General features: G+C 65.6%; 15 protein-coding genes. 8 read left to right on the top strand and 7 right to left on the bottom strand.

Annotated features, from left to right (window positions below; translation table 11 throughout):
• Positions 1–282: 282 nt before the first annotated feature.
• The 7 genes from QO207_RS17475 to QO207_RS17445 all read left to right on the top strand — a co-directional run bounded on the left by QO207_RS17475 (position 283) and on the right by QO207_RS17445 (position 11,994).
• Positions 283–543 (top strand): YeaC family protein, encoded by a 261-nt coding sequence (locus QO207_RS17475; RefSeq protein ID WP_301533594.1) that lies wholly within the window; start codon positions 283–285, stop codon positions 541–543.
• Positions 543–1,370: a DUF2797 domain-containing protein gene (locus tag QO207_RS17470; protein WP_301533593.1), complete on the top strand. Its 828-nt coding sequence runs from the start codon at positions 543–545 to the stop codon at positions 1,368–1,370. Before QO207_RS17475 ends, QO207_RS17470 begins: the two co-directional genes overlap by 1 nt.
• A 160-nt stretch (positions 1,371–1,530) precedes the next feature.
• The gene (gene pepN / locus QO207_RS17465; protein WP_301533592.1) at positions 1,531–4,188 is read left to right on the top strand and encodes an aminopeptidase N; all 2,658 of its coding nucleotides are present in this window, start codon (positions 1,531–1,533) and stop codon (positions 4,186–4,188) included.
• Positions 4,189–4,676: 488 nt separating this feature from the next.
• Entirely contained in the window at positions 4,677–6,644 is a 1,968-nt protein-coding gene (locus QO207_RS17460; protein ID WP_301533591.1) for a DUF1302 domain-containing protein, read from the top strand.
• 74 nt (positions 6,645–6,718) lie between these two features.
• Positions 6,719–8,086, top strand: a complete 1,368-nt coding sequence (locus QO207_RS17455) for a DUF1329 domain-containing protein (RefSeq protein ID WP_301533590.1) — start codon at positions 6,719–6,721, stop codon at positions 8,084–8,086.
• A gap of 429 nt (positions 8,087–8,515) precedes the next feature.
• Positions 8,516–9,598 (top strand): YCF48-related protein, encoded by a 1,083-nt coding sequence (locus QO207_RS17450; RefSeq protein WP_301533589.1) that lies wholly within the window; start codon positions 8,516–8,518, stop codon positions 9,596–9,598.
• Positions 9,599–9,612: 14 nt separating this feature from the next.
• Positions 9,613–11,994, top strand: a complete 2,382-nt coding sequence (locus tag QO207_RS17445; protein ID WP_301533588.1) for an RND family transporter — start codon at positions 9,613–9,615, stop codon at positions 11,992–11,994.
• 177 nt (positions 11,995–12,171) lie between these two features.
• On the opposite strand, the gene QO207_RS17440 is transcribed toward QO207_RS17445, so the two are convergent.
• Positions 12,172–12,969 carry a cyclase family protein gene (locus QO207_RS17440; RefSeq protein WP_301533587.1) on the bottom strand — a complete coding sequence of 266 codons (798 nt, stop codon included), beginning with the start codon at positions 12,967–12,969 and terminating at the stop codon, positions 12,172–12,174.
• 113 nt (positions 12,970–13,082) lie between these two features.
• On the opposite strand from QO207_RS17440, the gene QO207_RS17435 reads away from it, so the two are divergent.
• Positions 13,083–13,499 (top strand): carboxymuconolactone decarboxylase family protein, encoded by a 417-nt coding sequence (locus QO207_RS17435; protein ID WP_301533586.1) that lies wholly within the window; start codon positions 13,083–13,085, stop codon positions 13,497–13,499.
• A 464-nt stretch (positions 13,500–13,963) separates the two neighbouring features.
• On the opposite strand, the gene QO207_RS17430 is transcribed toward QO207_RS17435, so the two are convergent.
• The 6 genes from QO207_RS17430 to QO207_RS17405 are packed head-to-tail and all read right to left on the bottom strand — an operon-like array spanning position 13,964 to position 20,970.
• Entirely contained in the window at positions 13,964–15,061 is a 1,098-nt protein-coding gene (locus QO207_RS17430; RefSeq protein WP_301533585.1) for an alpha/beta hydrolase fold domain-containing protein, read from the bottom strand.
• A 37-nt stretch (positions 15,062–15,098) separates the two neighbouring features.
• Positions 15,099–16,745, bottom strand: a complete 1,647-nt coding sequence (locus tag QO207_RS17425) for a BatD family protein (protein ID WP_301533584.1) — start codon at positions 16,743–16,745, stop codon at positions 15,099–15,101.
• Entirely contained in the window at positions 16,742–18,508 is a 1,767-nt protein-coding gene (locus QO207_RS17420; protein WP_301533583.1) for a VWA domain-containing protein, read from the bottom strand. The genes QO207_RS17425 and QO207_RS17420 overlap by 4 nt, the downstream gene beginning before the upstream one ends.
• Positions 18,505–19,539 carry a VWA domain-containing protein gene (locus QO207_RS17415; RefSeq protein WP_301533582.1) on the bottom strand — a complete coding sequence of 345 codons (1,035 nt, stop codon included), beginning with the start codon at positions 19,537–19,539 and terminating at the stop codon, positions 18,505–18,507. The genes QO207_RS17420 and QO207_RS17415 overlap by 4 nt, the downstream gene beginning before the upstream one ends.
• The gene (locus QO207_RS17410) at positions 19,532–20,029 is read right to left on the bottom strand and encodes a DUF4381 domain-containing protein (RefSeq protein WP_301533581.1); all 498 of its coding nucleotides are present in this window, start codon (positions 20,027–20,029) and stop codon (positions 19,532–19,534) included. The genes QO207_RS17415 and QO207_RS17410 overlap by 8 nt, the downstream gene beginning before the upstream one ends.
• Complete coding sequence (locus QO207_RS17405) at positions 20,026–20,970, bottom strand: DUF58 domain-containing protein (protein WP_301533580.1); 945 nt, start codon at positions 20,968–20,970, stop codon at positions 20,026–20,028. Before QO207_RS17405 ends, QO207_RS17410 begins: the two co-directional genes overlap by 4 nt.

Raw genomic sequence — 20,970 nt, 5'->3', positions numbered from 1 at the left:
CGGACCTTGTCCGCGAGATCCCGCGCGGCGGAAGGCGCATTTTCAGCGGGCAGCCTTGCTGTCCGCATGCTTCTTCCCGAGTGTTCATATTCTTAAGGTTGGAGCAGCGGCGAGACTTCGCGGACAAGGTCCGCTCCTACAGGTGCTCCCTGCCGGCCGACGAGCGCCCGCGTGTCCAGCATGGACAGGATGACCCACGCAACCGATTGACCGGCGTTCGTGCGCACAAGGCGTTCGCCCGGTAGAATGCCGGCTTCGTTTTTCCCCAGCAGGAGCCGGCCCATGTCGTCCTTCGCCGAAATGATCCAGAACATCACCCCGGAAATCTACGAGAGCCTCAAGCTGGCCGTGGAAATCGGCAAATGGCCCGACGGCCGCAAGCTGTCCCAGGAGCAGAAGGAACTGTCGCTGCAGGCCATGATCGCCTGGGAGCTCGACAACCTCCCCGAGGACCAGCGCACCGGCTACATGGGCCCGCAGGAATGCCAGTCCCACGCCGAGCCGATCCCGAACATCCTCTTCTCCTCCAATTCGCTGCACTGATGCAGGAGCTTGGACGCGGCGCCCTGAGCAAGATGTCGGCGCGCCTGGAAAGCCCCGTGCAGTACGCCTTCCGCCTCGGCGAGAAGGAAGTCGCGGTGAACCCGCTGATCGGCCGGACCGTGCGCCTGGAGTACCTGGGCGAGATCAACTGCTGCCACTGCGGGCGCAAGACCAAGAAGAGCTTCGCCCAGGGCTACTGCTACCCGTGCTTCACCAAGCTGGCGCAATGCGACAGCTGCATCATGAGCCCGGAGAAGTGCCACTTCGAGGACGGCTCCTGCCGCGAGCCGGAGTGGGGCGAGCGCTTCTGCATGACCGACCACGTGGTCTACCTGGCCAACTCCTCGGGGGCCAAGGTAGGCATCACCCGCGCCACCCAGGTGCCGACCCGCTGGATCGACCAGGGCGCGCGCCAGGCGCTGCCGATCATGCGCGTGGCGACCCGCCAGCAGTCCGGCTTCGTCGAGGACCTGCTGCGCAGCCAGGTCACCGACCGCACCAACTGGCGTGCCCTGCTCAAGGGCGAGGCCGAGCCGCTGGACCTGGTGGCCATCCGCGAGCAGATATTCGACGCCTGCGCGGAGGGCATCGTCGCCCTGCAGCAGCGCTTCGGCCTGCTGGCGATTCAGCCGGTGATCGACATGCAGCCCATCGAGATCCGCTACCCGGTGGAGGCCTACCTGGCCAAGATCACCAGCTTCGATCTGGACAAGACGCCGGTGGTCGAGGGTACCCTGCAGGGTATCAAGGGCCAGTACCTGATCTTCGATACCGGTGTGATCAACGTGCGCAAGTTCACCGCGTACCAGCTGGCCATCAGCGCCTGATCGAACCTGCATTGAATTTTCGGCGCGTAGCTCACATCTAGAGAGAGACGCATCTAGGGATAGATGCGTTCCCGACTCGCCCGCGCCGTTCTCAATCGCTAGAGTCAGTATTCCTCCGGCCGGCCCATCCCGCCTGCCGCTTTCCAAGGGGCCAGAAGCCATGCGTACCGAGCAACCGAAAGTCATCCACCTCAAGGATTATCAGGCGCCCGAGTACCTGATCGACGAGACCAACCTGACCTTCGAACTGTACGAGGACCACACCCTGGTCCACGCCCAGCTGGTGATGCGCCGCAACCCGGAGCGTGGCGACGGCCTGCCGCCGCTGGTGCTCGACGGCCAGCAGCTGGAGCTGCTGTCGGTGGCGCTGGATGACCAGGCTCTGGCGGCCGGCCAGTACCAGCTCGACGACAACCACCTGACCCTGCAGCCGACGGCGAAGACCTTCACCGTCGACAGCACCGTGCGCATCCACCCGGAAAGCAACACCGCGCTGGAAGGCCTGTACAAGTCCGGCAAGATGTTCTGCACCCAGTGCGAGGCCGAGGGCTTCCGCAAGATCACCTACTACCTCGACCGTCCGGACGTGATGAGCAGCTTCACCACCACGCTGTCGGCCGAGCAGCACCAGTACCCGGTGCTCCTGTCCAACGGCAACCCGGTGGCCAGCGGTTCGGAGGAGGGCGGCCGCCACTGGGCGACCTGGCAGGACCCGTTCAAGAAGCCGGCCTACCTCTTCGCCCTGGTCGCCGGTGACCTCTGGTGCGTGGAAGACCAGTTCACCACCATGAGCGAGCGCGACGTCACCCTGCGCATCTATGTCGAGCCGGAGAACATCGACAAGGTCCAGCACGCCATGGACAGCCTGAAGAACTCCATGCGCTGGGACGAGAAGGTCTACGGCCGCGAGTACGACCTGGACATCTTCATGATCGTCGCGGTCAACGACTTCAACATGGGCGCCATGGAGAACAAGGGCCTCAACATCTTCAACTCCAGTTGCGTGCTGGCCAAGGCCGAGACCGCCACCGATGCGGCGCACCAGCGCGTCGAAGGCGTGGTCGCCCACGAGTACTTCCACAACTGGTCCGGTAACCGCGTGACCTGCCGCGACTGGTTCCAGCTGTCGCTCAAGGAAGGCTTCACCGTGTTCCGCGACAGTGAGTTCTCCGCCGACATGAACTCGCGCACCGTCAAACGCGTCGAGGACGTGGCCTTCCTGCGCACCAACCAGTTCGCCGAGGACGCCGGTCCGATGGCGCACCCGGTGCGCCCGGATTCGTTCATCGAGATTTCCAACTTCTACACCCTGACCGTCTACGAGAAGGGCTCGGAAGTGGTGCGGATGATCCACACCCTGCTGGGCGCCGACGGCTTCCGCAAGGGCACCGACCTGTACTTCGAGCGCCATGACGGCCAGGCCGTGACCTGCGACGACTTCGTCAAGGCCATGGAAGACGCCAATGGCGTCGACCTCACCCAATTCAAGCGCTGGTACAGCCAGGCGGGCACCCCGCGCCTGGCGGTCGAGGAAAGCTTCGACGCCGCCGCGCAGAGCTACACCCTGACCTTCCGCCAGAGCTGCCCGGCGACGCCGGGGCAGAGCGAGAAACTGCCCTTCGTCATCCCGGTGCAGATGGGCCTGATCGACAAGCTGGGCAACGCCCTGCCGCTGCGTCTGCAAGGCGAGGAGCATGGCCACGGCAGCGACCGCGTGCTGCAGGTGACCGACGCCGAGCAGTCCTTCACCTTCGTCGGCCTGGCCGAGAAGCCGCTGCCGTCGCTGCTGCGGGGTTTCTCCGCGCCGGTGAAGCTGAGCTTCCCCTACGACCGCGACCAACTGATGTTCCTCATGCAGCACGACGAGGACGGTTTTAATCGCTGGGAAGCCGGCCAGCAGCTGTCCGTGCAGGTCCTGCAGGAACTGATCGGCCAGCATCAGCGCGGCGAGAAGCTGGTGCTTGACCAGCGCCTGATCACCGCCTTCCGCACTCTGCTGCTGGACACCGGGCTGGACCAGGCCATGGTCGCCGAGATGCTCTCGCTGCCCAGCGAGGCGTACCTCACCGAGATCAGCGAAGTGGCTGATGTCGAGGCCATCCACGCCGCCCGCGACTTCGCCCGCCAGCAGATCGGCGCGGCGCTGCATGAGCCGCTGTGGGAGCGTTACCAGGCCAACCGCAAGCAGTCCCGCGAGACTGCCTACGTGGCCGAGGCTTCGCACATCGCCCGTCGCAGCCTGCAGAACATTGCGCTGTCCTATCTGATGCAGAGCAGCAAGGCCGAAGTGCTCGCCGCCTGCCAGGAGCAGTACAAGGATTGCGACAACATGACCGAGCGCCTGACCGCGCTGGCCGTGCTGGTCAACTCCTCATTCGAGACCGAGAAGGCCGAAGCGCTGGCGATGTTCGCCGACTACTTCAAGGAAGACCCGCTGGTGATGGACCAGTGGTTCAGCGTCCAGGCCGGCTGCACCTTGCCGGGTGGGCTGGAGCGTGTGCAGGCGCTGATGGGCCATGGGGCCTTCACCCTGAAGAACCCGAACAAGATCCGCGCGCTGATCGGCGCCTTCGCCAACCAGAACGCGGTCAACTTCCACCGCGCGGACGGCGCCGGCTACCGCTTCCTCGCCGACCAGATCATCACCCTCAACGCGCTGAACCCGCAGATCGCCTCGCGCCTGCTGACGCCACTGACCCGCTGGCGCAAGTACGCGCCGGCGCGCCAGGCGCTGATGAAGGCCGAGCTGGAACGCATCCTGGCGTCCGGCGAGCTGTCCAGCGATGTATACGAAGTGGTCAGCAAGAGCCTCGCGTAACACACCCGCCGCGCCCCGTTCCAGGGGCGCCCGCCACTTTCGAAAAGGTGTTACCAACTTTTGTTGGTAACACCTTTTTGTTACCTATCGAAATTGACTGACGTCTCGCTTATCGCTTTGGGCTATTGAGCGAAAAACGCCGATGTGTCTGCGTCGCGCCTTCAGGGGCGGATTGCGCCATGAGTGGCAGTGAATGGCGCAATCGGCCACCTGAATTGATCAGTGAATGACCAGTCACAAAAAGTAGCGGACTTTATTTTTATTTTTTGTAAGCAGAACCGGATACATCGGTGCTCTTGGCACTGGGGTTGCACCGCCGGACCCCGCTTAGCCTTTGCCCGTCCGATGGGGCGGGAGGCATGTCGAGCACCTTGGGGGAGTTTCCTTCAGATCGACGACAACAAGGCCGTGGAATAACGGCTGAAAAGGCGATCCGCCCTGCACTGGCGCCGCCGCCAAAGAATGATCAGTCCATGGAGTGAGTCCTAATGGAAATCCCAGTTCGCAAGTCCATCTTGCGTTATGCGCCTGCTCGTGCGGGCTTCGCCCTGGCAGGCATCCTGCCGCTGCTGATGTCCGCCCCGGCAACCGCCGTCGAGTTCAGCTTCCTCGACAACGAGGTGACCGGCTCGCTGGACAGCACCGTTTCCTATGGCGCTCTGTGGCGCGTACAGGGTCAGGACAAGACCAACAACGACATCAACGGCAACGACGGCAACCGCAACTTCAGCACCGGCCTGGTTTCCGAGGTGTACAAGATCACTTCCGACCTGGAAGCGACCTACAAGAACTACGGCCTGTTCGTCCGCGGCTCGGCTTTCTATGACACCCAGATCATGGACAAGCGCAACGACTACCTGGACCACAACAAGCCGCAGCAGCCCAGCCAGACCTACCCCTACAACGATCGCTTCACCAGCGAGACCCGCGACGCCGCCGGCAACCGCGCCGAGATCCTCGATGCCTACGTCTATGGCAACTGGGATGTGGCCGATCACCCGCTGAGCGCGCGCCTGGGCCGCCAGGTGTTCAACTGGGGCGAGGGCATCTTCTACCGCGGTGGCGTCAACACCACCAACCCGGTGGACGCCGCCAAGTTCCGCCTGCCCGGCTCCGAGCTGAAAGAAGTGCTGATGCCGGTGGAAGCCGTCAGCTTCAACGTCGGCCTGACCGACAACCTGTCGATGGATACCTTCTACCAGTGGAACTGGAAGGAAACCCGCATCGACCCGGTTGGCACCTTCTTCTCCGAGACCGACCTGTTCGCCGATGGCGGCAACACCGCCTACACCACCGTGGGCGCGCTCTCCAACCCGCTGTTCCAGAGCCTCTACCCGCAACTCTCCGGCGCTCACGTCGGTGGCCTGCAGGGCACCAACTACCTGGACTCCAACGGCGTGTTCAAGGTCGCCAACGTCGGCAAGGACATCAACGCGAAGAACGACGGTCAGTTCGGCGTGGCCTTCCACTACATTGCCGAAGAACTGAACTCCACCGAGTTCGGCTTCTACTTCGTCAACTACCACTCGAAAGAGCCGACCATCTACGCCGACCTGAACAGCAGCTATGCCGGTCTGGACATCGACCAACTGGCCGGCGTCGGTGGCTTCTCCTCGTACGACCAACTGGTCGCCGCAGCCGGCAGCGGCAACGCCCTGGCCGGTCAGGTGCTGGGCCTGGTCAATGGCGCCGCCGCCGTAGACGTGGCCAACCAGGTCAACGCTCGCCGCGAGTACGTCGAGAACATCCGCATGTACGGCTTCAGCTTCAACACCACCGTCGGCGACGCCTCGGTGTTCGGTGAGCTGGCCTACCGCCCGAACCTGCCGATCGGCATTGCCACCACCAACGACCTGCTTGGCGACCTGCTCGGCCAGGCGCCGCAACTGGCCAGCGGCCAGACCGTGAACATCGGTGGCGGCCAGGTGGCGATCACCGACCAGATCCACAACTACGAGCGTGTCGAAGCCTTCAACACCTCGCTGGGCACCATCTACAACTTCGGCCCGTCGCTGTCCTTCGACTCGCTGATGGGCGTGGCGGAACTAGCCTCCGAGCACCTGCGCGGCAGCGACCTGCAGTACACCGCCTACGACGGCAGCACCCGCTACTACTCCGGCCGTGGCAACGGCGCCTACATCTCCGGCTACGACCGCGATGACCAGGTGAACAAGAATGCCTACGGCTACACCCTGCTGCTCTCGGGTACCTGGAACGACGTGTTCGCCGGCGTGAACATCTCGCCGTACGCCGTCTACAAGGACGACTTCGAAGGCAACTCCTACCAGACCGGCAACTTCATCGAAGGCCGCAAGGCCTACACCCTGGGCGTCAAGGCCACCTACCTGAACGCCCTGGAAGCCGAGCTGCAGTACACCGAGTTCTACGGCGCCGGGCAGAACAACGCCGCACGCGACCGCGACAACGTCGGCTTCAACGTCAAGTACTCGTTCTAACGAAAACAGATCCTACGAAAGCCGCGCGGCGGGGTTCAGAAGTACCCGCCGCGCACACCTCACGGAGAAGCAACATGCGCAACATGCGTACCCTGGTCGGCGCCGCAGTGGCCCTGGCCCTGTCCGCCGGCAGTGCCCTGGCGGCGGTTTCCCCGCAGGACGCGGCCAAGCTGCAGTCGACCCTGACCCCGATGGGCGCGGAAAAGGCCGGCAACGCCGCCGGTACCATCCCGGCCTGGACCGGTGGCATTACCCAGGCGCCGGCCGGCTACAAGCCGGGTCAGCACCACATTGATCCGTTCGCTGCCGACAAGCCGCTGTACACCATCACCAAGGCGAACCTGGACCAGTACAAGGCCAACCTGACCCCGGGTACCCTGGCGCTGTTCGCCACCTACCCGGATACCTTCCAGATGCCGGTGTACCCGAGCCGCCGCAGCGGTTCGGCACCGCAGTGGGTGTATGACAACACCTTCAAGAACGCCACCAGCGCCAAGCTGGCCGAGGGCGGCAACGGTTTCGTCGATGCTATCGGCGGCGTGCCGTTCCCGATCCCGCAGAGCGGCGTGGAAGCGGTGTGGAACCACATCGCCCGCTACCGTGGCACCTACATCGTGCGGCGCGCCTCGGAAGTGGCGGTGCAGCGCAACGGCGACTACTCGCTGGTGACCTCGCAGCAGGAAGCCCTGTTCAAGTACTACATCCAGGGCAATAGCTTCTCCAACCTGAACAACCTGCTGTTCTACTACCTGTCCTTCACCAAGAGCCCGGCTCGCCTGGCTGGTGGTGCGGCACTGGTGCACGAGACCCTCGACCAGGTGAAGGAACCGCGTCAGGCCTGGGGCTACAACGCCGGCCAGCGCCGTGTGCGCCGTGCGCCGAACCTGGCCTACGACACCCCAATCGCCGCTGCCGACGGCCTGCGTACCGCCGACGACACCGACATGTACAACGGCTCGCCGGATCGCTACGACTGGAAGCTGATCGGCAAGAAGGAAATGTACATCCCGTACAACAACTACAAGGTTTCCAGCCCTGAGGTTAAGTACAAGGATCTGCTGACCCCCAACCACCTGAACCCGAAATACACCCGCTACGAACTGCATCGCGTGTGGGTCGTCGAGGGCACCCTGAAGCCGGGCTCGCGCCACATCTATTCCAAGCGCGTGCTGTTCCTCGACGAGGACAGCTGGGGCGCCGCCGAGGTCGACCAGTACGACGGTCGTGGCGAACTGTGGCGCGTCTCGCTGGCCTACCTGAAGAACTACTACGAGCTGCCCACCACCTGGACTGCGCTGGATACCTTCCACGACCTCCAGGCCCGTCGCTACCACGTACAGAACCTGGACAACGAAGAGCCGAGCACCATCGACTTCAGCCAGGCGGTACCGGACGACTCCTACTTCAGCCCGTCTGCCCTGCGTCGCCGCGGCACTCGCTGAGTTAGCTGCCTGAATGAAGAAGCCCCGCCTCGGCGGGGCTTTTTTATTGGTCGCCAGTAATCCTGCAGGACCGAGGGGGGAGCCTGGCCCTTGCTCGCGAACCCGCTCAGTTGCGGAGCGTTCGGCTGGGTTGTTCGCGAGCAAGCTCGCTCCTACGAAAAGAATCCGTGCTTCGGCGGGCTTCTTCATTGGCGGTCGAAAATCTTGTCGGATGCGCTCTGGCAGACGCGAAAAGTGTTACCTCTTCACCCGCTGCAAGCCGCCAGCCACGCACCTTTCGGCTGAGGTGGCAGATTGCACTCATCCTTTCGAGTGAGGCGCTCGGGGCTTAACAAAAGATAACGTGCCGTTAATTGTCAGCCCCGGAAAAGGCTGGCTATATAGCTCCAAACTACATACCGCCTGCATAAGAAAAAGAGGTAAAGGCATATGCGTGAGCCCCTGTGGCGCACTTCGAGCGAGCAGTCCGTATCGGGAGTGCGAAGCTCCTTCCCGATGTCGCGCAAGTCGATTTCCCTGCTCGGCGCGTTTTCCTTCCTGATGATGTCCCTGGCTCCGCTGCACGCTGTTGCCGCTGCGGACGCCGCCGGTGATTCCAACTCGATCATGTCCGCCAAGGCGGCCAACAGCCTGCTGCTCAGCGTTGCCCATGCCGGCAAGCGCCTGGTGGCCGTGGGTGATCACGGGCACATCCTCTACTCCGACGACGATGGCAAGAACTGGACCCAGGCCAACGTGCCAACCCGCCAGTTGCTGACCTCGGTGTTCTTCGTCGGCGACAAGAAGGGCTGGGCCGTCGGCCATGATGCCCAGGTCCTGGCCACCACCGATGGCGGCACCACCTGGGTGCGCCAGTTCGAGGACCTCAAGCGCGAAGCGCCGCTGCTGGACATCTGGTTCCAGGACGAGAACCACGGCGTGGCCGTGGGCGCCTACGGTGCCCTGCTGGAAACCACCGACGGTGGCCAGCACTGGGAAGACGTCAGCGACCGCCTGGACAACGAAGACCAGTACCACCTCAACGCCATCACCGCGGTGAAGGATTCCGGCCTGTTCGTGGTCGGCGAGGCGGGCAGCATGTTCCGCTCCAAGGACTGGGGCCAGACCTGGGAAAAACTCCAGGGCCCTTACGAAGGTTCGCTGTTCGGCGCCACCGGCACCCGTCAGGTCGGCACCGTCCTGGCCTACGGCCTGCGCGGCCACCTGTTCCGCTCGACTGATTTCGGCGACACCTGGCAGCAGGTCAGCCTGCCCACCGCCAACGGCGGCGAGCTGGAGTTCGGCCTTTCCGAAGGCAGCCTGCTGGATGACGGCACCATCGTCGTCGTCGGCCACGGCGGCAGCGTGCTGGAGAGCAAGGACGACGGCGTCAGCTTCAAGGTCGTCAACCRTCCGGACCGTCTCTCCCTCGCGGGCGTGAGCGCGGCCGGCAATGGCAACCTGGTCCTCGTCGGCCAGGGCGGTATCCACCTGGCTTCGGCGACCGGCGCCGAGCTGACAGAACAACAATAAGCCGGGGAGCCGCAATGAACGCTCTGAACAAGCATCAACAGGACAAGGCGACTTTCCTGGAACGCATCATCTTTACCCACCGGCCCTTCGTGATCATCACGTGCCTGCTGGTGACCCTCTTCCTCGCCTGGTCGGCCACGCAAGTGCGTCCGTCCACCAGCTTCGAGAAGATGATTCCGCTGCAGCACCCGTTCATCCAGAACATGCTGGAGCACCGCAACGACCTGGCCAACCTCGGCAACACCGTGCGCATCTCGGTGGAAGCGGTGAATGGCGACATCTTCACCAAGGAATACATGGAGACGCTGCGGCAGATCCATGACGAGGTGTTCTACATCCCCGGCGTCGATCGCTCCGGCATGAAGTCGCTGTGGAGCCCGAGTGTGCGCTGGACCGAGGTGACCGAGGAAGGCTTCGCCGGTGGCGAGGTGATCCCGCAGACCTACGACGGTTCCGCCAAGGCCCTGGACCTGCTGCGCAACAACGTGCTCAAGTCCGGCCAGATCGGCCGCCTGGTCGCCAACAACTTCAAGTCGAGCATCGTCGACGTGCCGCTGCTGGAGGTCTACCCGGACCCGAAGGACCAGGGCAAGCTGATGAAGCTGGACTACCGCCAGTTCTCCCATGAACTGGAAGAGAAGATCCGCGACAAGTACCAGCTGCAGAACCCCAATGTGAAGGTGCACATCACCGGCTTCGCCAAGAAGGTCGGTGACCTGATCGATGGCCTGCTGATGGTGGTCGGCTTCTTCGGCATCTGCTTCGTCATCACCCTGGTGCTGCTGCTGTGGTTCACCAAGTGCGTGCGCTCGACCATCGCCGTGCTGTCCACCACCCTGGTGGCGGTGATCTGGCAGCTGGGCATCCTGCACCTGATCGGCTTCGGGCTGGACCCGTACTCGATGCTGGTGCCGTTCCTGATCTTCGCCATCGGTATTTCCCACGGCGTGCAGAAGATCAACGGTATCGCCCTGCAGTCCAGTGACGCGGAAACCCCGCTGCTGGCCGCCCGCCGGACCTTCCGCCAGCTGTTCCTGCCGGGCATGATCGCGATCCTCGCGGACGCCGTCGGCTTCATCACCCTGCTGGTGATCGACATCGGCGTGATCCGCGAACTGGCCATCGGCGCGTCCATCGGCGTGGCGGTGATCGTGTTCACCAACCTGATCCTGCTGCCGGTCGCCATCTCCTACATCGGCATCAGCAAGAAGGCGGTGCAGCGCAGCAAGGAAGACGCCGTGCGCGACCATCCCTTCTGGCGCGCGCTGTCCAACTTCGCCAGCCCGTCGGTGGCGCCGATCTCCGTGGTCATCGCCCTGGCGATGTTCGCCGGCGGCATGTGGCAGGGCCATCACCTGAAGATCGGCGACCTCGATCAGGGTGCGCCGGAGCTGCGTCCGGACTCGCGCTACAACCTGGACAACGACTTCATCATCCGCAACTACTCGACCAGCTCCGACGTGCTGGTGGTGATGGTGGCGTCCCAGGCTGAAGGCTGCTCCACCCACAAGACCCTGTCTGCCATCGATGAGCTGGCCTGGCGCCTGGAGAACACCCAGGGCGTGCAGTCGGCCATCTCCCTGGTCACCGTCTCCAAGCAGATGATCAAGGGCATGAACGAAGGCAACCTGAAGTGGGAGTCGCTGTCGCGCAACCAGGACGTGCTGAACAACTCCATCAGCCGCGCCGAAGGCCTGTTCAACAGCAACTGCTCGCTGGCGCCCCTGCTGGTGTTCCTCAACGACCACAAGGCCGAGACCCTCGACCGCGCCGTGGCCGTCGTGCAGGACTTCGCCAAGGCCAACGAGAAGGACGACCTGAAGTTCAAGCTCGCCGCCGGTAACGCCGGTATCGAGGCCGCCACCAACGACGTGATCAAGCACTCGGAACTGACCATCCTGATCCTGGTGTACATCTGCGTTGCGCTGATGTGCCTGATCACCTTCCGTTCCTTCGCCGCGACCCTGTGCATCGTGCTGCCGCTGATCCTCACCTCGGTGCTGGGCAACGCGCTGATGGCGACCCTGGGCATCGGCGTGAAGGTCGCGACCCTGCCGGTGATCGCGCTGGGCGTGGGTATCGGCGTGGACTATGGCATCTACATCTACACCCGCCTGGAGTCCTTCCTGCGCCAGGGCCTGTCCCTGCAGGAGGCCTACTACGAGACCCTGAAGTCCACCGGTAAAGCGGTGCTGTTCACCGGTCTGTGCCTGGCCATCGGCGTCGCCACCTGGATCTTCTCGGCGATCAAGTTCCAGGCCGACATGGGCCTGATGCTGACCTTCATGCTCCTCTGGAACATGTTCGGCGCCCTCTGGCTGCTGCCGGCGCTGGCGCGCTTCCTGATCAACCCGGAGAAGGTGCGTCAGAAGAAGGCTTCGATCCTGGTTCACTGATCGACGCTCTGGTAATGAAAAACGCGGCCCACGGGCCGCGTTTTTTTATGCTCTTTGGGTCGGGTTCCGAGCCGCCGGGCAGCTATCGCGGACGGAGTCCGCTCCTACGCACGTTCATGCCGCGTAGGAGCGGACTTTGTCCGCGATCGGTTTCACTTCACTCCGGCCTGCGGTGACTCACGGCAGGATGGCAAACACCCGCGCCGGGAAGCCGGTGCCTTCGGCAATCTTCGGGAAACTCACCACCGCCAGCGCGCCGGCCTCGGGCACCTTGTCGAGGTTGGCGAGCAGCTCGATCTGGTAGTGGTTGGTACCGAGGATGTACGACTCCAGCGAATAGTCGTCCTTGCTGGTGGCGATACCCGGATCGGTGTCGGTGGTCTCATGGCCGGAGGCGGTGATCTTGCGCGTCTCGTAGAGGTACACCAGCGCTTCCTTGCTCCAGCCCGGGTAGCGCGCCACGCCCTTGGCGTCCTGGTTCTGCATCTTCGCCTGGTCTGGCCAGCGCTTGGCCCAGTCGGTGCGCAGCGCCGCAAAGGAGCCCTCCGGCACCGGGCCGTGCTTGGCTTCCCAGGCCTTCACGTCGGCCAGGCTCAGCACGTAGTCGGGGTTCTTCGCCACCTGCTCATGGATATCGAACACCACCAGCGGCAGGAACTGCTCCTTCACATCCAGCTGATCGACGCTGCGCAGGCCCTTGTGGAAGTGCACCGGCGGGTCGACGTGGGTGCCCCATTGGCCGACGTGGCTGTACAGCTCCACCTGGAAGCCGTCCTTGTCCACGGTGTAGAGGGTCTTGCGGCCCATGGGCTCGAAGCCTTTCCAGTGTGGGGTGTTGCTGTCGAACGAGTGAGTCAGGTCGACGAAGGTGTGCTGCTTGAGGCTGGCGTAGGTGTCCCACAGGCCGGGCTGGGCGGCCTGGCTCGCGGCAGGCAGCAGGGCGGCGGCGAAGAGCAGGGCGGGAAGGCGTTGCATGGGGTCTGATTCCTTGACGGGGATGGGAGAAAGCGCCTTATCTTTCTCCATCGCTCGACCGGTCATCCAATTCTGAATTCTGCTTTTCTTATTCCATTTCGTAAGGAGTCTCCATGTCCTTCCAGCTCATCGAATACGCCGACGCCAGCCCCGAAGTCCGTGCCGTCTACGACGACATCATGGTGACCCGCAGGATCGACTGGGTGAACAACTTCTGGAAGGCTCTGGCCAACCATCCGCAGACGCTCAAGCGCACCTGGGAGAGCCTCAAGGAAGTGATGGGGCCGGGGCAGCTCGATCCGCTGGTGAAGGAGTTGATCTACGTCGCGGTGAGCGTGACCAACAACTGCAATTACTGCATCGGTTCCCACGGCGCGGCGGCGCGCAAGGCGGGGATGGATGACGCCATGCTGGGCGAGTTGATGGCGGTGGTGGCGATGGCCAATGAGACCAATCGGCTGGCTATCGGATATCAGGTGCCGCTGGATGATGTGTTCAAGGGGGCGGTGATGGAGAGCAGCAGTAGCTGATTCAGTTCTGGACCTTGCTGGCTGGCTCCGATGTTGGGACTTTTGTAGGAGCGGAGCTTCTCCGCGATGCTTTTGCTTCTTGTTGGGTGTTCCTGCGTCGCTTAGGCGTGCGCACGAACTTCCTGTTTCGCCCCCTCGGGCGAGTTACTTTTCCAAACGCCGAAAAGTAACCAAAAGGCTTGCCCCGGACATCCGGTTTTTCGCTTAGGCGAAAAATACCCTCGTTGAAACGAAGTTTCAGGGGCACGCCGCGAAGGGCCATCCCTGGCCCATCGCGGCTCTCGCGACATCCATGTCGCTCAACCCCTGAAACTCCGCTTCAACGAGGCCTCCTGAACGGGGCAGTCGGCGCGTGCGGAGATTTCTCTGGAAATCTCTTTGAGCCAAAGCCAAAGTCAAAACCGGATTGGTTGGGCTCTTCGTAGGAGCGAGCTTGCTCGCGAACCCGCCAGGCGCCCGAACCATCAGGGGGCGGATTGGGACAACCGCTGAATCGCCTTCACCGGCGTCCCATCGCTCCAGCGCCCCATGGACAGCTGTGCCGGGCCGCCGCCCAGGGCGTAGTCGCGGTCTTGGCCGTAGAAGGCGGCGTCGCACAGCGCATCGAACAGTTTCCACGGGCCGTACCAGTCCATGGCGTCGGTGGCCAGGGCGTTGTGCGCCGAAGCCTGGCCCTGCTTGAGGCGCTGCTTCACCCGTTCCTGCACGCGGTTGAGTAGCCAGTTGGTGGAGTCGCTGGGTGGATAGCGCGGGTCGAAGCGCGGGGCGGTGGGCGCGGCGTGGTTAGCCAGTAGCGCCGGGCTGCCGTGGCGGTCGCTGCGCAGCAGGAGCAGGTCCTTGTCGCGCGGGGCAACCTGGGTGCTTTCGCTGTAGATGCGTCGGGCGTCGTCACAGGCCACGCGTTCGTCCTCGTCGCCGCAGACCGCCAGCAGCAGGGTGCCGGCGGGGATGTTCGCCAGCGGTTCCAGCGGCACCTGGCGCCAGCGCGGGCCGCTGCTCTTGCCCGGCTCCACGGCCATCAGCGCGCGCGGTTGCGGGATGCCCAACCGCTGCCAGGAGGCCGCCAGCCCGCTGGCGATCAGCCCGCCGGCGGAGTGGCCGGCGTAGGCTACGTGGTCCAGTTCCGGTTTCACCCCCAGCTTGCCCGCCTGCAGGTCGGCGATGGCGCGGCGCACCGAGTCGGCGGCGTTGGGCAGAAAGTCGGCCGCCGGGGTCTTCAGCGTCGCCTGGTAGCGCGGGTAGATGAGGATCGCGCCGCGGCGGACGATATGTTCGATCCAGGCGCGGTAGAGGTCGGGCTGCATCACGCTCCAGCCGTGGGTGAAGACGATCAGCGGAGCGCTGGCGGGAGCGGGGCGGTCCGGGGTGAAGACCCAGTATTCGTCGCCCTCGACGTCGAAGTGCCACTGGCGCACATCGGCGTGGGCGTAGTTCGAGCCGCCCGGCCCCTGCAACGGTTGTGTTGGCGGCAGGATATCGGCGGCTGCCACCGGGGCGACGTGCAACAGGGGGGAAAGCAACAGGCTGGCGACGATCGCCGGAATCAGCCGGTGAAGACGCATGGAGGCACCTCTGGCGGGGATGCCTCCAGCATAGCTGTCAGCGTGGATAGAGCGGCGGCAGGCTGCTGGCTTCCGGGGCCGGCGGCGCATCCGGGTCAGCGCCGGGGAGGGTACGGATGGCGCGCCAGAGGTCTTCGCCCTGCCAGTTGCGGCCGCCCTCGCTGTCGCTGTAGAGCGCGCCGTTGAGGCCATCCAGCGCATCGGACAGCGGCACGAAGCGCGCCGCCATATCAGCCAGGGTTTCCGGTTGCTGGCGCGCCCAGGCGTCCAGCGCCTGGCGGGTGGCGTGGGAGTCGTTGGCCTGGCAGGCGCGGCGCAGCTCGTCGAGCAGTGTGCGGGTGCTCGGCCCGGCCTGGGCCACACGGATCACCGCCGGCTGGCTGCGCGCGCGCCACCAGAGGCCGAAGCCGAGCAGGGTGGTCAGGCTGAGCAGCGCGCAGGCGAGTTGCCAGGGCCAGAGCAGGGCACTATCGGTCGAGTCGGCCTGCGTCGGTGCAGGCGGGGTATCCGTGTGTTCGTCGAGTTGCGGGTTGGCCGCAACCTGTAGGGTGCGCGCCGGCAGGCTGGTGCGTTCGACACGGCTGGTGCGGGTGTTCCACCAGACGATTTCCACCGGCGGCAGTTCGAGCTGCCCGGCCTTGTCGGCGATCAGCGCTTCGCGTTCCTCGCGGCTGCCGATCAGGCCCTGGTCGCCACTCTCGTTGGCCAGCTGCGGCTGGTCGGGGTAGTGGCGCAGGCCTTCGGGCAGGGTGATCGGCAAGGGCGGAAGCTGGGCGCTGGAAAGCCCTTCGACGCGCAGCATGATGTTGCGCGTCAGCGCTTCGCCGGCCTTGGCTTCTTCGGGCTGCGGGCTCCAGGTTTCGCTGATGCTCAGCGCGCTCGCCGGTAGCCAGGGCGCATCCTTGGGGTAGTCGGCGGGTTTCGCGTCGACCTGCAGCGGGATGCTCGGCGACACCACGCGAATCTGCTTGCCTGGCTGCGGACCGAAGGGGTTGTAGTCGTTGTTGCGGCTCTGGGCAACCTGGGTGGCGTTGAAGGTCTGGCCGGGGATTTCCAGGGTGCCGCTCTTCTGCGGGAAGATCGCGTAGCGCACCTCGATCACCCCGTGGCGAACGCCGTTGATGTCCTTCTCGTAGGTGCGCGGCGCGCCCAGTTGCTCGACGCGGGCGTCGTTCATCTGCAGCGGCGACAGGCTGCTGTCGTCGTACAGCGATACCGAGTGATTGATACGCAGGGTGAGGATCACCTGGGACTGCACCCAGGTTTCTTCGCGGTCGACGCTGGCATCGATGAACACCGGGGCGAGCTTCTGCCCATCGGTGCTTTCCTCGGCCTTGAGCACTTCCAGGCTGATCGGTTCGCTGGCGTTGCCGCCCAGGTGGATCGGCGGGATGTCCACCTGGCCTTCGTCGCGCGGCTGCAGGGTGATGATCCAGCGGGTGGTGGCCTGGGACTTGCCGTTGAGGGTGGTCAGGCGGTTGACCTGGCGCGTGCCGAGCACCACGAAGTGCTCGTCCAGCGGCTTGAGGTCGGGCTTGCCGAACAGCGTCGGGTCGTCGGACTCCAGCGTCAGCTCGACGCTCTCGCCCTGGGTCAGGCGCGCGCGGTCGACGCTGGCGGTGAGGCTGGCCTCGGCGCGGAAGGCGGCGAGGCAGAGCAGGGTCAGGCAGATCAGCCTTTTCATGGGGTCGGTTCCTGGCGCTGCTGCTGTTGCTGATACCAGAACTTGCGGCGCAACAGCTCGGACGGATCGTCGGGAATCTGCCGCAGCCACTGTTCCAGGGCCTGACGGCGCTCGTCTCCCAGTGGACCGGCATCCTCCGGGTTGGTTTCCTGTTCCTGCCCGGCTTCGCGTTCGGTCGGTGGGCTGAGCGAACTGCTGGCGGACGGCTTGTCGGCTTCCTGGGATGGATTCTTCGCCGCCGGGGCCGGTTGCGAGTCGCGTTCGCTGGAGTGCTCTTCGTCGTGCTGCTGGTCCTGCGGCTTGGCGGCCTGCGGGTCGCTGCTCTGCGCCGGGTCCTGGTTTTCCTGGGGCGGCTGCGCCTCGCCGTTGCCGCTCGGGTTGTCCTTGCGCTGGCGCAGCAGGTCTTCGAGCAGCGCCTTGTTGCGCTGCGCGGCGACCAGCTCGGGATTACGCTCCAGCGCCTGGTCGTAGGCGTCGATGGCGGCTTCCAGCTCGTTCTGCCGGGCCAGGGCGTTGCCGCGGTTGTAGTGGTCGGCGGCCTCGTCGCCCTGAGCGAAGGCCTGGGCGGCGTCGACGTAGTCACCGGCGCGGTAGAGCGCCAGGCCCTTCCAGCGGAAGTCGTCGAAGCGCTCGGCCGCTTCGGCGGGGTGCCCGGCGTCGAGCAGGCGCTGGCCCTGCTGGTCGGGGCGCAGCCAGAGGTCGTTCAGTTCGAAGGCGTTGGCATCCTGCGGTGGCGCCCACAGCAGCGGCAACAGCAGTGGCAGGCTGAACAGCCAGCCGCGGCGGCCGGCGCAGGCGGCCAGCAGGAGCAGCGGCAACAGCAGCCAGTAGCCCTGGTCGGCCCAGCGTTGCAGGCGCAACAGGGCGTCCTCTTCGCTGACTTGCAGGCCCTGGGTGCTGTCGAGCAGGCCGAGGTTGCGCAGGTCGCTGCTGTTGGCGCGCAGGCGCTGCAGGCGGCCGTTCATGTCGGTGGCGAAAGCCCGCAGCGAACCTTCGTCGAGGCGCGGCACGAGGATGTTGCCCTGGTCGTCCTTGAGGAAGGTGCCGTCTTCCTGGGCGATGGGTGCGCCGCCGGGGGTGCCGACGGCGAGCAGCAGCAGGTCCTTGCCCTTGCCCTTGAGCGCCTGGCGGATGCCCTGGCGCTCGCGGGCGTCCAGCGCGCTGGTGATCAGCAGAATGCGGCCGTTGCCCTCGGCGCCATTCTCCAGCAGGCGGCGTGCCTGGGCGACGGCGAGGTCGGCGCGTTGGCCGGGCTCGGGCATGATCGACGGCTTCAGAGCGTCGATGAGATTGCGTGCGGTGGCCAGATCATTGGACAGCGGCACCAGCGTGTGGGCGCTGCCGGCGTAGACGACGATGGCGGTCTGCGCGTCGCTGCGTGCCTGCAGCAGGTCGAGCAGCTTGCGCCGGGCCTGTTCCAGGCGCGTCGGCTTGAGGTCGGTAGCGAGCATCTGCGGGGTGAGTTCCAGCACCACCACCAGCGGGTCGCTGCGCTCCAGGGTTGGCTGTTCCACCTGCTCCCAACTGGGACCGAGCAGGGCGAGCACGGCCAGCAGCCAGGCGATGCCGAGGAAGATCCACGGCCGGCGCTCGTGGCGTCCGCCACCGCCGGCCAGCAACCAGGGATGGAAGGCCGGCGGCAGCAGCAGTTGCCAGCGGCCGGCACGGCGCTCGCGGTGCCAGAGCTTCCACAGCAGCCAGCCGAGCGGCAGCAGCAGGATCAGCCACAACGGGTGCAGCACATGCGGCCAGATGCCGGTCATGGCCGACGCTCCTTCTGCAGGCGCGTTATCCACGCCGGCCAGCGCCACTCTTCCGGGGGCCACAGGGTGTTGATCACCAGTGCCGCGCTGATCAGCAACGCCAGCAACAGTGGCCAGCGGTACAGCGCGATGGCCGGGCGCGCCTGGGTCGGCTTCTGCTCCACCGGCTCCAGCTGGTCGAGGCTGTCGGAGATGCGCTGCAGCTCCTCGCCGTTGCGCGCGCGGAAGTATTCGCCGCCGGTGGTCTCGGCGATGGCCTTGAGCTCCGGCTCATCCAGGTCCAGCCCCGGGTTGAGGCCGAACAGACCGACCACGCCACCCTGTTTCGGGTCGGCGCCGATGCCGATGGTGTAGACCTTGACGTGCTCCTCGGCGGCCAGCCGCGCGGCGGTCTGCGGGGAAATCTCCCCGGCGGTGTTGGCGCCGTCGGTGATCAGCACCAGCACGCGGCTCTGCGCCGGGCGCTGGCGCAGGCGCTTGACCGCCAGGCCAATGGCGTCGCCCAGGGCAGTGTCCTTGCCGGCGATACCGATCAGCGCTTCGTCGAGCCAGACGCGTACGGTGTGACGGTCGAAGGTCAGCGGCGCCTGCAGATAGGCGCGGGTGCCGAACAGGATCAGCCCGACGCGGTCGCCCCGGCGGCCTTCGATGAAGTCACCGAACAGCTTCTGTACCAGGTGCAGGCGGCTGATCTCGGCGCCGTCCCAGGTCATGTCGGTGTAATCCATGGAGCCGGAGACATCCACCGCCAGCAGCAAGTCTCGGCCGGTGGCCGGGATCGGCAGTGGCTCGCCGACCCACTGCGGGCGCGCGGCGGCCAGCAGCAGGCAGAGCCAGAGCAGGGCGAAGGGCGCCTGCTGGCGCCAGGCCGGCAGGCGTGCTCGGGCGCGGCGGCCGGCGAGGCCTTCGAGTTCCTTGAGGAAGCTGACCTTGAGCGCCGCCTCGCCGTTGTCGGCCGGCGGCAGGATGAAGCGCATCACCCAGGGCAGCGGGGCGAGCAGGAAGACCCAGGCCCAGGCGAACTCAAACATGCTTGCGCACCCAGGTTTCCACGGCGGCGGCGAGGCCGTCGATGGCCTTGTCGTCAAGTTTGCACTCGGCGCGGTAGCCGCCTTCCACCAGGATCATCCAGCGGGTCAGGCCGGCGGCCGGACAGCGGGTGTCGAGGAAGGCCAGCCAGGCGCGGCCGCTCAGGGTATGGCTGTGGCTATCCGGCCAGCGCGCCCGCGACAGGCGCTTGAGCAGGCCGTTGAGCGCCTGCAGCCAGGGGCCGGCGGGGGCGCGGTCGTAGGGGCGCGGCAGGCGCTTGAGTTCTTCCAGCGCGGCTTCGCGCAGTGGGTCCATCGGCGTTTCCCGGACTATCCGCACCTTGCGCTTGGGCAGCCAGCGCTGGCGTTGGCGCCACAGCGCCCAGAGCATCAGCGGCACCAGCGCGGCAAGCAGCCACCAGCCCGGCGCCGGCGGCCACCAGGGCACGGCGGCGGGTTCGATCAGCGGTTCCAGCTGGTCGAGGGGATTCATTTCGCGTATCCCGGCTGGTGCTGTTCCAGCAGGTTGCGCAACTGCTCCACCAGTTCTTCCTGGGTGGTCAGCGGCAGCAGCGGCACGCCCAGGCGCATGGCCAGGCGCTGCCAGCGTTCGCGGCGGGCCTCGCCGAGGGCGCGGTAGGCCAGGCGCTGTTCGTCGATATGGGTGTCCAGTTCCAGCTGCGCCTGGCCTTCGGCGAACCTCAGCAGGCCGGCGGCGGGCAGGGCGTGGTCGAGCGGGTCGGATACCGGCAGCAGCACCAGGTCGGTGTGCCGCGCCAGCAGGGACAGCTGCTGCTCGGCCACCTCGCCGAGGGCGCGCTCGTCGCACATCACCATGATCAGGCTGCCGGGGCGCAGCACTTCGCGGGCGCGGCGCAGGGCCATGCCGAAGCCGTCGCCGCTGAGGCCGAGGTTGGAACCGGCGAGCAGCGCGTTGTTGGCGCGCACGATCAGGTTGAACAGCTGCAGCAGGCTCTGCTTGCTGCGCCGCGGCTTGATCTCGTGGCATTCGCTGTCGGTGAACACCAGCCCGCCGATGCGATCGTTGTGCGCCAGCGCGGCCCAGCCGACGAAGGCGGCGGCGCGGGCCGCAAGCACGGACTTGAAGCACAGCCCGGAGCCGAAGAACAGCCGCGAGCTCTGCTCGACGAGGACGAACACCGGGCGTTCGCGCTCCTCATGGAACATCTTGGTGTGCGGTTCCTGGGTGCGTGCGGTGACGCGCCAGTCGATGGTGCGTACGTCGTCGCCGGCCTGGTACACGCGCACCTGGTCGAAGTCCACGCCACGGCCGCGCAGGCGCGAGTGGTGCAGGCCGATGAGCGGGCTGCGCCGCGAGGGCGTGGAGAACAGCTGGACTTCGTTGAGGCGGTGACGGATCTCGATCAGCTCGCCGAGCGAGACCGCCACGCCGGGCGCCAGGACATTGTGCAT

This window comes from Pseudomonas sp. CAN1, from assembly GCF_030462585.1.
GTDB lineage: Bacteria > Pseudomonadota > Gammaproteobacteria > Pseudomonadales > Pseudomonadaceae > Pseudomonas.
Note: the sequence above shows the minus strand (reverse complement) of the source record. Positions and strands in the feature narration are given on the sequence as shown.